Genomic DNA, 12402 nt, shown 5'->3' on the forward strand with positions numbered 1-12402 from the left:
TGCCTTTTAAATGCGCGTGTTAGTAAGCCGCTTAAGGCGTTACTCTTTCAGCGCAAAGACACTCAGGTTTTTGGCATTGTTTTCATCAATCAATACGCAGTCCATCAACTGTTTTTCTTCCTGCCCGGTGGAACCGGTTTTCAGATATTTATCAGCTTGAACGACCGCCATCTGGGCTTGTGCCCAACCTGGCTGAAGTACGGTGGCTTTGATATTGCCTTTATTGATGATGGAGTCGCGAACATAGTCGCTACCGTCAAATCCAACCACAATCACATCATTGCGCCCTGCTGCTTTTAATGCGGCTTCAGCGCCTAACGCCATAGTATCGTTACCCGAAATCACCCCGGTAATATCCGGGTTAGCCTGCAAAATGGACTCCATACGGTTGAAGGCTTCAGTCTGGCTCCAGTTTGCAGTCTGTTGAGCGACCATCTTCATGTCGCTATGTTCGTCGATCACGTCGTGATAACCCTGTGAACGTACGTGTGCGTTGGTATCTGATTCACGGCCCAGTAATTCAACATACTTGCCTTTGCCCCCCATCAGGACGACAAATTTCTCAGCACCGAGCTGTGCCCCCTGATAGTTGTTGGACACGATTTGTGAAACTGCAATGCCGGTTTCATTGATTTCGCGGTCAATCAGAAAGGTGGGAATACCTGCGGCTTTGGCTTTTTTCAACGGCCCGATAGTGGCATCTGAACCGGCATTATCCAGAATGATCGCTTTGGCTTTACGGGCGATAGCGGTTTCCAGTAGTTGGTTCTGTTTATTCACATCATCATCATGAGACGCCACCAATACGGTGTATCCCAGCTCCGTCGCTTTAGCTTTGGCACCTTCGGCTTCCGCCTTGAAAAACGGGTTATCGTGGGATGGGGTGATAATGGCGATTAGGCCGTTACTGGCGGCACCAGCAACACCCGCCATCGAGATCAATGCTGCGGTAAGACAGGATTTCAGTAGGGTATTTTTCATTATTTTTCTCCGCATTGAATATATATTCACCATTAAATTTATATTCAATCTAATAATACAAACGCCCCACGGCTTGTCCAACATGCGAGCAAGGAAAGTAGAAGCCGGTCACAAATTAGTCGATTGGGAGATCGAGGGAATGAGATTAGAGATGGAAAAATCACACCTTGGCATAAGTCAAAATTTGGCCTATGCTAAGGCATAGGCCAATAACTAAGGGGGTAAATAATGGACAGAGTCGCGAAGTTATTTAAAAACGGTAGAAATCAAGCAGTTAGATTACCTGTTGAATTCGAGTTCGATACCGATAAAGTCTACATTCGCCGTGATGAAAATGGAAATGTAATATTATCAAAACAACCGGCTAAACCAGACAACTGGGACCATCTGCTTCACGTTATTAATAAAACACGTGTACCGGCTGATTTCCTCAGCATTCATGAACGTCAGCAAGGTACAGCAAGCCGTGATCCATTCGACGGAATAGAGTAATGCCAATGTACATGCTTGATACAAATACAGTGAGCCATCTATTTCGACGCCACCCTAATGTTTTGATAAACATACAACAGGTGAAACCTTCTGATGTCTGTATCTCCAGCATTACAGAAGCTGAATTGCTCTACGGAATAGCAAAACGCCAAAGTAAAACGCTAAAAGCAACAGTAGCAGCCTTACTGGACTCAGTGACCTTACAAGTCTGGGATAGTGAAGCAGCAGAATGCTATGGCAAACTACGTGCAAAAATGGAAAAGAAAGGACATGTCATGGGGGCGCTGGATCAATTAATTGCAGCTCATGCACTAAGCCTTGGAGCCATTTTAGTGACTAACGATAAAGCGTTTTCAATGGCTCCAGCCCTCTCAATAGAAGACTGGACCAAAGAAAGATAAAGTTAATATCGTGAAAATAATATCTATCTTAAATAGAACCTATTTCCTGAGTACTAGCGATACAACTCAACCACTGCTGGTGTCACCTGCAATTCATTTTGCCAATGGGTGAGCGTCAGAGTTGCCAGTTGAGCCAGCCCTTGATAAAACGGATGCCCGGCGTCGGATTGCAGCAAAACCAGATAGCGATACCCCCAAGGCAGTAAGTGATCTGCCAGTAACTCGGGCAAACCGGCTGGTTGATGCTCTGCCAGCCAGGCGGCCATCATCAGCATTAAACCAAACTGATCTTCCGGCTCATCCTGATCCAATGTCACTTCCACTTGCTGTTGCGCCATCCAGTGACGCAGTTTTAAGGTGGAATCGCCAAATAACACATTCTCTTTATCGAGATAAACAGAGCCCCAAGGCGGGGTAGGCAAAGCATAAGGGCCAATAAACAGTCGCTGCCAAGCCTCTTCTCGCGTTTCTTCGGTTGCTGATTGCGCCAGTAAAGCGGCAATCGCTAGCCGTTGCTGTTCCGAGCCATAAGGCCACTGTGCCACCCATAACCCATGACTTAATTGCGTCACAATATCATGGCATGCCGGACTGTCTGGCTCGCAATAAAATAGTGCGCCCAACACCCGGCCTGTCAATGCAACTTGCTGATAAATCATGTCATTCCTACCGTCATATGCAGCCCGTAGAACACGCCTCGACCAATCAATTCAGCGACAATAATCAACAACATGGCAAATATCATCCCGAGTGTCATGGGTGTGCGCCCTCGAATTAAGGGGCAAATCCAACAGCCCAATCCTAATACCAGCAACACCAAACGCCAGACCATCAAGGTGCCGTAATCAGGGATGAGCTGGGAGGCTTGCTGCACCGAACTGTAAATCAGCGGCAAACTCGCGGCCTGCATAATGACACTGGCGAGACTGATAATCAGTGCTAACACACTGATCATCGGCAGCTGTCGCATCGCCCGCCCATTGATATCCGCCCATTGCAGCAGTAAATAACCCAACATTGGCCCGCCAATAAAGACGGTCAGCACAAAGCCCAGTGGGGTATAAAGGTTATCCCAGGTGGGTACTGTATCAATGGAATAAACCCGACACATGGCATAAACGAATACCACACCCAACACCATTGCTACCACCAACCAGATTTTACCGAACAGCGCGGGCATCTTATCCAAAATCGCCAGCAACCAGTAAAAACCCGCTACGGCAAAGAACACCGAACCGGCGGCTATCTCATTACTCAGCGCCGATTCACCGACCCGATTTAACGAGTTGAATGCCCGCATGGGCGAGCCCAAATGCAATGTCGAGGCAATGAAAGCCAAAGCCATCAACACCCATAAGACAAACATGCTGCGGTGAACACGCTGTTGTTGTCCACGGCTCAAGCCGCCAAATATCAATGCCAGCCCAAGAACAATAAAGCCCCCGACTACGCACTGTCCCAGTACCGTAAAGACCATCAATGGCCATTCATGCCATCCCATACCCATGCTATACCTCCTTCGGATTTGCCAGATGACCGGTGGTATCTCTGACCGGGCGGCTGTTGGCATTCGGTTTCACGACAATATTCGGTAACGTGAAATGAGCGGCGGGCAGTGGGGCAACTTCGGCCAATTCACCGTATTTCTCACGAAGCTCATCGATAGGTGCCATATCCAGCGCTCGTAATGGGCAGGAGTCGACACAAATCGGCTTCTTACCAGCGGCGACTCTCTCATAGCAGCCGTCACACTTGGTCATATGCCCTTTTGCTTCGTCATACTGCGGCGCACCATACGGGCAGGCCATATGGCAGTAGCGGCAACCGATACAAATATCCTCGTTCACTACAACAAAACCATCATCGCGTTTATGCATCGCGCCAGTCGGGCATACTTTGGTACAGGCGGGGTCACTACAGTGGTTGCAGGCAATAGAAAGATAGTAAGCAAACACATTCTGCTGCCATGCACCGTTAGCCTGCTGCCAGTCACCTCCGGCATATTCGTAAATGCGCCGAAAGCTCACATCGGTTGATAAGTTTTTGAAATCTTTGCATGCCAGCTCGCAAGTTTTGCACCCTGTGCACCGGCTGGAGTCGATGTAAAAGCCATATTGCGTCATCAGTTAGCTCCTTAAGCCTTGGTTACTTGAACGAGGTTGGTATGGGATGGATTCCCTTTCGCCAACGGAGAGGGGCGCTGTGTGGTCAATACGTTGATGCTGCCCGCTCTGTCAATGCGATTTTCATCCGGGCTGTACCACGCCCCCTCCCCTAGCGCCACAACACCCGGCATCATGCGCGGCGTGACTTTGGCGTTAATCTGAACTTCGCCACGGCCATTGAATATCCGCACAATATCGCCATTTTTGATGTCGCGTTCTCTGGCATCAAGTGGGTTAATCCACATTTCCTGACGGCAAGAAGCTTTCAGTACGTCGACGTTGCCGTAAGTCGAGTGAGTTCGGGCTTTGTAATGGAATCCGGTGAGTTGTAATGGATACTTCTGATTTAGGGGATCGTCAAAACTTTCGAATCCAGCGGCATACACTGGCAGCGGATCAATAACATCATCTGGTTGTAACTCCCAGGTCGCGGCAATTTGTGCTAACTCGGCAGAGTAGATTTCAATTTTGCCCGATGGCGTGGTGAGCGGGTTAGCAACCGGATCGGCGCGGAAGGCTTTATAGGCAACATGATGCCCTGCCGGATCGCGTTTTTTGAAAATGCCCTGCTCGCGGAATTCATCAAAGGAAGGCAGCTCAGGAATGGCTTCCTGTGATTGCTGATAGAGATGGCGCAGCCAGCCCTCTTGCGTACGCCCTTCGGTAAATTGCTGCTCCACCCCCATACGTTTTGCCAGCTCACTGGTCATTTCATAGATGTTCTTGCACTCAAAGCGCGGTTTGATCACCTGATCGGCGAAGATCACATACGCCATGTTGCCACTCGATGCATCGAGGCAGAAGTCCATCTGCTCGGATGCGGTACAGTCTGGCAGAATGATGTCGGCATATTGGGCTGAAGACGTCATGTGGTTATCGATGACCACAATCATTTCGCATTTCTTATCGTCTTGCAGAATGTCATGAGTACGGTTTATTTCTGCATGCTGATTAATCAAGCAGTTACTGGCATAGTTCCAGATAAACTTGATGGGCACGTCCAGTTTATCTTTACCCCGTACTCCGTCGCGGGTAGCGGTCATTTCAGGACCGCGCTCAATGGCATCAGTCCACAGAAACATTGAAATGCTGGTTTTAATTGGGTTTTCCAACGTCGGCATACGGACAAACGGCAGGCCATAAGAGCCTTCACGCGCACCGGAATTGCCACCATTGATCCCCACGTTACCGGTCAAGATAGCCAGCATGGCAATTGCGCGACTGGTATTTTCGCCATTAGCATGGCGCTGTGGCCCCCACCCCTGCGCGATATAAGCGGGTTTCACCGAGCCAATTTCGCGGCCCAACTTAATTATTTTTGCGGCGGGAATACCGGTGATAGCCTCCGCCCACTGTGGTGTTTTGGCGGTTTTATCTGTGCCCTGTCCTAAAATATAGGCTTTATAATGACTATTCTTCGGCGCGTCTTCGGGTAGGGTTTTCTCGTCATAGCCCACGCAATATTTATCGAGAAACGGCTGATCCACCAGATTCTCGCTAATCATCACATAAGCCAGTGCGCAGGCGAGAGCGGCATCCGTTCCTGGCCGCAGCGGTATCCATTCATCCTCACGGCCTGCCGCGGTATCGGTATAACGCGGATCAATAACAATCATCTTGGCGTTAGACATCTCCCGCGCCTGCTCCAGATAATAAGTGACACCGCCACCACTCATCCGGGTTTCGCCGGGGTTATTGCCAAACAACACCACCAATTTGCTGTTTTCAATATCTGATGGGCTATTACCGTCGGCCCAACCGCCATAGGTATAATTCAGGCCGGCTGCAATCTGTGCGGTGCTGTAATCACCATAATGATTAAGATAGCCGCCACAGCAATTCATCAATCGAGCCAATAAGGTTGAACCCGGGGGCCACGAGCGGGTCATGGTGCCGCCCAGCGTACCCGTGCCGTAGTTCAAATAGACGGCTTCATTTCCATACTCACTAATGATGCTTTTCATACTGGCAGCGAGGATATCAAATGCCTCATCCCATGAAATACGTTTAAACTTGCCTTCCCCGCGCGCACCTACTCGTTTCATTGGGTATTTCAATCGGTCGGGGTTATACACCCGCCGACGCATCGAGCGGCCACGTAAACAGGCACGCACCTGATGTAAACCCTCAAAATCATCATCACCAGTATTATCCGTTTCGACATATTTAATCTCTCCATCAAGCACATGCATGCGCAATGGGCAACGGCTGCCGCAGTTAACGGTGCAAGCACTCCATATCACTTTGCCATCATTAGCCGGGTTTATTACCGATTGGACAGCCTGTGCGGTGCGGGAAAACGGTAGCGAAAACGCTCCGGTAGCCACGGCAAGGCCACCGACGACTGTCGTTTGAACAAGTTTTCGGCGCGTAATTTCTGCCGTTAACAGTCGGGATTGGTTGGTCTCTTTCATAAGATTCCCACTTGGTTGCATTCCAGAAAATGGAGAACATCGCAATAGATGAAATCCGATTAATTCAAAAAAATGAATCATTCAGCGGGAGGGATAGTTAAGACAGAGCGCGGTGGCTCAGTGATAGCAATTTGTTATAGTTAGGATGATAAAATACCGCCCGCATCAGTGACCCTACCTCTTTTGGGTATAGTCGGAGTTGTTTGGTATCAATAAAGCCATGAGGATTAAACTTTCCTCATGACTTTATAATCAATTTGTGACGAATAACCGTTCTTTCAGCAAGCTTGATGATAAAGCGTCATAATCTCATCAACCGAGGCTTCACGCGGATTGCCCCCAGTACAGACATCGGCAAAGGCGGCAGCCGCCAGTGCTGGGATATCATCAGCCCGCATCCCAACAGCACTGAGAGAGGCTGGGATACCAATATCACGATTCAGTGCAAATACCGCCTGAATGGTTTGCTCTCGCACCTGATCCAACGGCAAATTCAAGGCGTTATCCAGCCCCATCGCCACTGCAATTTGGCGGAAGCGCTCACCGGTACAAGCCGCGTTATAGCGCATGATATAAGGCAATAAAATGGCATTAGCCACGCCATGTGCCATGTTGTAAAACGCGCCAAGCGGGTGAGCCATACCATGCACCAATCCCAGCCCCACATTGGAAAAGCCCATACCGGCAATATACTGCCCAAGCGCCATATCTTCGCTCGCTGTGGCATCACCTTTTACTGCTGCGCGCAAGGAACGGCTGATAACCTCAATGGCTTTGAGATGCAAAGTATCGGTTAGCTCCCAAGCGGCTTTCGTCAAATATCCCTCGATAGCATGTGTTAACGCATCAACCCCCGTCGCCGCTTTTAGCGCCGCTGGCATGCTGTCCATCATATCGGCATCAATAAATGCTACAGCGGGAATGGCATGAGGATCGACGCAAACAAATTTACGCCGCCGCTCTTCGTCAGTAATCACATAATTAATGGTCACTTCCGCAGCAGTCCCTGCAGTGGTAGGGATAGCGAGAATAGGTACGCAAGGCTTACGGGTATCTGCGACACCTTCCAGACTACGCACATCGGCAAATTCAGGGTTATTGATAATAATACCAATAGCTTTACAGGTATCCTGTGGCGAGCCGCCCCCCAGGGCTATCAGGTAATCCGCTCCACTTTGGCGAAAAGCATCTACCCCTTGTTGCACAACACTGATAGTCGGATTGGGTTTGACGGCATCAAAAATGGCGAAATCCAAACCGGCCTGTTCCAGGCGACTGATTAAACGAATTGCCACACCACATTCGAGCAGTATTTTATCCGTGACGACCAATGCTTTTTGATAACCCCGCCGGGTAACCTCATCGGTCAGTGCCGCCAATGATCCGCGACCAAACCACGCCGTTTCATTTAAAATCATTCTATTCATGATTGATTCCTCGGTGTTTTTGTCCACCTGCTATTTTTAGCCACAAGCTAGTCTTCCACCCGCAAACCGTAGGTTTTGAATTTCTCCAATACCACACTGATTTCCTCTTTAGATAACACCGGCACCTCATCAACAATCGGTAAAATCGCCAGTAGCAATGTGGCCAAAACCTCCACCTCATGAGCCAGCCACAGTGCTTTCGCCAGGTTTTCTTCACAAGCAATCAAGCCATGATGCTGCAACAAAGTCGCTTTACGATTTTTCATCGCCACAGCGACATGTTCAGAAAGCGCTTTGGTGCCAAAGGTGGCATATGGCGCACAAGGGATATCATCACCACCCGCGGCAGCAATCATGTAATGAATGGCCGGAATCGGACGATTTAGAATGGAAACTGCCGTGCAATGAACTGAATGGTTGTGCACCACAGCATTGGCATCGGGCCGGGTTTGGTAAACGGCCTGATGAAAGCGCCATTCACTGGAAGGAACTTTGCCCGCCTCGTGGTGCCCCTCAGCATCAATATAAACAATATGTGACTCAGTGAGCTTGTCATAAGCGATACCGGACGGCGTAATCAAAAAACCCTCTTGATAGCGTACGCTAACATTGCCAGCCGTTCCCTGATTCAGGCCTAAGCGGGTCATTTCAAGGCAAGTATTAATAATGTCGCGCGCCAATGCTTCTTTTTTCATTTGTTCCTCTCCTGGGATGCAAATATCTAAATGTAAAAATACATTAAATAATGTACTGGGTTAATAAACGTGGGGATGATGCATATTTTTCGCTCATTTAATTAAAGTGAAAAATAAAGCACATAAAAGTGTGAACCAGATCATGAGTATTCATTGTTTAATGCCATTTTACGTATTATTTATTTTTATAAAATGTCCGTTTGAAAATACAACATGACTAAACAGTCAAATATCCATTTACATATATATTTATGGCTAATTGACCGTTTGTGACAAAAATAAAATAATCGGTCATTAGCTTTGTGTGTTTGAAACACAATTCATTTCAAACGGTCATGAATTGTTTTTATTTAAAGTGATTACCATCACAAAATATCAGCATTGAGTTACCAATGTGATTCAGTTCATACTTTTTAGCTATTTTTACCTTATAAAGAACAGGACTTAACGCAATGAGGATATTTTAATTTGGGCTCGGACAACTCATGTCTACCAACGAAAGATATCATTCATTAAAAAAAAATTTCCGTCGAATATTACGAACTTTCGAACGAGTGAAGTATCTGACGAGGGCACCATGGGAAATATTTTAATACAAACAGATAGCACCAAAATTTCCGCCTCGGTAAGTGACGAGTCGACAAATAAAAAAAGATATCTGATTCCTTTCGCGTTGCTGTGCTCGCTGTTCTTTCTTTGGGCAGTAGCAAACAACCTAAATGATATTTTATTACCTCAGTTTCAGCAGGCATTTACGCTAACTAATTTTCAGGCTGGCCTGATTCAATCCTCATTCTATTTCGGTTATTTTCTGATCCCAATTCCGGCTGGCATCTTGATGAAAAGATTCAGTTATAAAGCGGGGATCATCACCGGTCTTCTGTTCTACGCCTTTGGCGCAGCCCTGTTTTGGCCTGCCGCAGAGACGATGAATTACACTTTGTTTTTAATCGGTTTATTCATCATCGCAGCCGGTTTGGGTTGCCTGGAAACAGCCGCTAATCCCTTTGTTACCGTATTGGGGCCTGAGAAAACCGGCCATTTTCGGATCAACCTGGCGCAGACATTTAACTCTTTTGGTGCCATTATCGCCGTGGTATTCGGACAAAGCCTAATCCTCTCTAATGTCCCCCATCAGACACAAGAAGTATTAGATAAATTGTCGGTTGAGGATTTAAATAGTTATCACCATAGCTTGGTCAAAGCGGTACAACTACCCTATCTAATTATTGTAGCAGTGGTTATCTTTGTTGCACTATTGATTCTTATTACTCGGTTCCCTGCAATAAAAAGCGAGTCTGATGACACGCATAATGGCTCTTTCTTTTCATCATTACCTCGTTTATTAAAAATAACCCACTGGCGCTGGGCAGTATTAGCGCAGTTCTGTTATGTCGGCGCACAAACAGCCTGTTGGAGTTATTTAATTCGCTATGCAATAGAGGAATTGCCAAATATCACACCCGGATATGCTGCTAATTATTTAACTGCCACCATGGTATGTTTCTTTATCGGCAGATTCAGTGGAACCTGGTTAATTACCCGCTTCGCGCCTGAGAAGGTATTAGCCGCTTATGCATTAATTTCAATGTTTCTATGTATTATCTCGGCAGCCTTTGGGGGGCACATTGGATTATTAGCACTGACGTTATGCAGCATGTTTATGTCAATACAGTACCCTACCATTTTCTCTTTAGGCATTAAGAATCTGAATCAAGACACCAAATATGGTGCGTCCATCATTGTAATGACTATTGTCGGTGGCGGTATTGTGACACCTATTATGGGGCTGGTCAGTGATGCAGCGGGAAATATACCGACAGCAGAACTTATTCCGGCACTGTGCTTCGCTATTATTTTTATTTTCGCCAAGTTCAAAACTGTACCTACGAATTAATTTCGCGGGCGACTGATAAATTAAATTTGCTACAGAACATAAGGATCTATTATGAAAAAGACAATTCAATTACCAAAAATTGGCATTCGTCCAGTTATTGATGGCCGCAGAATGGGGGTGCGTGAATCGCTGGAAGAACAAACCATGAAAATGGCTCGCGCCACCGCAGAATTCCTGCAAGAAGTGGTGCGCCATCCGTGTGGAACCCCTGTTGAATGCGTCATTGCTGATACCTGTATTGCTGGCATGGCAGAATCTGCCGCTTGTGATGATAAATTCAGCGCACAGAATATCGGGTTGACCATTACCGTGACACCTTGCTGGTGCTACGGCAGCGAAACCATTGATATGGACCCATTCCGTCCGAAGGCTATTTGGGGCTTTAATGGTACCGAACGCCCAGGAGCCGTTTATTTGGCAGCTGCGCTGGCAGCACATAATCAGAAAGGCCTACCCGCGTTCTCAATTTACGGCCATGACGTACAGGATGCCAATGACACCCGTATCCCCGCCGATGTGCAAGAAAAGCTGCTGCGTTTCACCCGTGCAGGGCTAGCCGTCGCCAGCTTGAAAGGCAAGAGCTACCTGTCTCTGGGGGGCGTCTCTATGGGAATTGCTGGCTCCATCGTTGACCATAACTTCTTTGAATCCTGGTTAGGGATGAAAGTGCAAGCGGTTGATATGACTGAATTGCGCCGCCGTATTGATCACAAAATCTATGATGAGCAAGAACTGGAACTAGCGTTATCCTGGGCCGATAACAACTTCAAGTTCGGGCCAGATAAAAATGCCGAACAGTATCGCCGCTCACCGGAAAGTAGCCGTGCGGTTCTGCGGGAAAGCCTGCAAATGGCCATTTGTATCCGCGATATGATGCAAGGTAACGCTAAGCTGGCAGCCAAAGGTTTTGGTGAAGAAGCATTGGGTTATAACGCCATCGCAGCCGGTTTCCAGGGGCAGCGCCACTGGACGGATCAATACCCGAACGGTGACACCGCCGAAGCACTGTTGAACAGTTCATTTGACTGGAACGGGGTGCGTAAACCTATGGTTATCGCCACCGAAAATGACAGCCTCAATGGAGTGGCGATGCTGTTTGGTCATACCCTCACCGGCACCGCACAAATCTTTGCCGATGTGCGCACCTATTGGTCTCCGGAAGCAGTATTACGGGTAACAGGGCATCAACTTGAAGGCGCAGCCGAACACGGCATTATCCACTTGATTAACTCGGGTTCCGCCGCACTGGATGGTACTTGTTGCCAAAACGATGCGCACGGTAAACCCACCATCAAACCGCACTGGCAAGTCAGTCAGCAAGAAGCCGATGCATGTTTGGCGGCGACTGAATGGTGCCCGGCTATTCATGAATACTTCCGTGGAGGTGGCTTCTCTTCACGCTTCCTGACTCGGGGTGGTGTGCCATTTACCATGAGCCGTATCAACCTGATTAAGGGGGTCGGGCCGGTATTGCAAATTGCTGAAGGCTGGAGTGTTGAATTGCCAAAATCGGTGCATGACACGCTGGATAAACGCACTGATTCAAGCTGGCCAACAACCTGGTTTGCTCCGCGCCTGACGGGTAAAGGGCCATTCAGTGATGTGTATTCGGTAATGGCGAACTGGGGGGCTAACCACGGCGTACTGACTATCGGCCATGTGGGTGCCGACTTGATTACATTGGCGTCGATGCTGCGTATTCCGGTTTGTATGCATAACGTGGAAGAAGAAAGTGTTTATCGGCCAACGGCTTGGGGTGCACACGGTATGGATATTGAAGGACAGGATTACCGTGCTTGCCAGAATTACGGCCCATTATATAAAAAATAATACGGTGTTTGATCAAGGGCGCAGGGAAGCGGCTCTTATCAGACGGCTAATAACATCAAGCCAAGAGGAAAGCCCCTTGGTGCGAGTGACAGGAGCCTTT

General features: G+C 48.0%; 11 protein-coding genes. 4 read left to right on the plus strand and 7 right to left on the minus strand.

The annotated features are described in order from the left end of the window. Nucleotides 1-39 precede the first annotated feature (39 nt). Nucleotides 40-981: a D-ribose ABC transporter substrate-binding protein gene (locus ACF3VQ_RS16190; RefSeq protein WP_392432145.1), complete on the minus strand. Its 942-nt coding sequence runs from the start codon at nucleotides 979-981 to the stop codon at nucleotides 40-42. A gap of 228 nt (nucleotides 982-1209) precedes the next feature. Between ACF3VQ_RS16190 and ACF3VQ_RS16195 the strand changes: the two genes are divergently transcribed. After that, a complete protein-coding gene (locus ACF3VQ_RS16195) occupies nucleotides 1210-1473 on the plus strand; it encodes an antitoxin (protein ID WP_392432146.1) in 264 nt (87 codons plus the stop codon). 5 nt (nucleotides 1474-1478) lie between these two features. Then, the gene (locus tag ACF3VQ_RS16200) at nucleotides 1479-1874 is read left to right on the plus strand and encodes a type II toxin-antitoxin system VapC family toxin (protein ID WP_392435639.1); all 396 of its coding nucleotides are present in this window, start codon (nucleotides 1479-1481) and stop codon (nucleotides 1872-1874) included. A gap of 53 nt (nucleotides 1875-1927) precedes the next feature. Here ACF3VQ_RS16200 and dmsD read toward each other — a convergent pair whose 3' ends face one another. The 6 genes from dmsD to ACF3VQ_RS16230 form a co-directional block, all read right to left on the minus strand. Continuing rightward, entirely contained in the window at nucleotides 1928-2533 is a 606-nt protein-coding gene (gene dmsD, locus ACF3VQ_RS16205; protein WP_392432147.1) for a Tat proofreading chaperone DmsD, read from the minus strand. Beyond that, nucleotides 2530-3381, minus strand: coding sequence for a dimethyl sulfoxide reductase anchor subunit family protein (locus ACF3VQ_RS16210; protein ID WP_392432148.1), 852 nt, complete (start codon nucleotides 3379-3381; stop codon nucleotides 2530-2532). The genes dmsD and ACF3VQ_RS16210 overlap by 4 nt, the downstream gene beginning before the upstream one ends. A gap of 1 nt (nucleotide 3382) precedes the next feature. After that, a complete protein-coding gene (locus ACF3VQ_RS16215) occupies nucleotides 3383-4000 on the minus strand; it encodes a DMSO/selenate family reductase complex B subunit (protein ID WP_392435641.1) in 618 nt (205 codons plus the stop codon). Between the two features lie 8 nt (nucleotides 4001-4008). Beyond that, nucleotides 4009-6453, minus strand: coding sequence for a dimethylsulfoxide reductase subunit A (dmsA, locus tag ACF3VQ_RS16220; protein ID WP_392432149.1), 2445 nt, complete (start codon nucleotides 6451-6453; stop codon nucleotides 4009-4011). 278 nt (nucleotides 6454-6731) lie between these two features. After that, on the minus strand, nucleotides 6732-7883 hold the full coding sequence (gene fucO / locus ACF3VQ_RS16225) for a lactaldehyde reductase (protein WP_392435643.1): 1152 nt from the start codon (nucleotides 7881-7883) through the stop codon (nucleotides 6732-6734). Nucleotides 7884-7927: 44 nt separating this feature from the next. Beyond that, nucleotides 7928-8575 carry an L-fuculose-phosphate aldolase gene (locus ACF3VQ_RS16230; RefSeq protein ID WP_392432150.1) on the minus strand — a complete coding sequence of 216 codons (648 nt, stop codon included), beginning with the start codon at nucleotides 8573-8575 and terminating at the stop codon, nucleotides 7928-7930. Nucleotides 8576-9152: 577 nt separating this feature from the next. On the opposite strand from ACF3VQ_RS16230, the gene fucP reads away from it, so the two are divergent. Both fucP and fucI read left to right on the plus strand, forming a co-directional pair. Beyond that, nucleotides 9153-10472: an L-fucose:H+ symporter permease gene (fucP, locus tag ACF3VQ_RS16235; RefSeq protein ID WP_392432151.1), complete on the plus strand. Its 1320-nt coding sequence runs from the start codon at nucleotides 9153-9155 to the stop codon at nucleotides 10470-10472. A gap of 51 nt (nucleotides 10473-10523) precedes the next feature. Then, a complete protein-coding gene (gene fucI / locus ACF3VQ_RS16240) occupies nucleotides 10524-12302 on the plus strand; it encodes an L-fucose isomerase (RefSeq protein ID WP_392432152.1) in 1779 nt (592 codons plus the stop codon). The last annotated feature ends 100 nt before the right edge of the window (nucleotides 12303-12402 follow it).

The organism is Yersinia fenwicki, assembly GCF_043099325.1.
Lineage (GTDB): Bacteria > Pseudomonadota > Gammaproteobacteria > Enterobacterales > Enterobacteriaceae > Yersinia.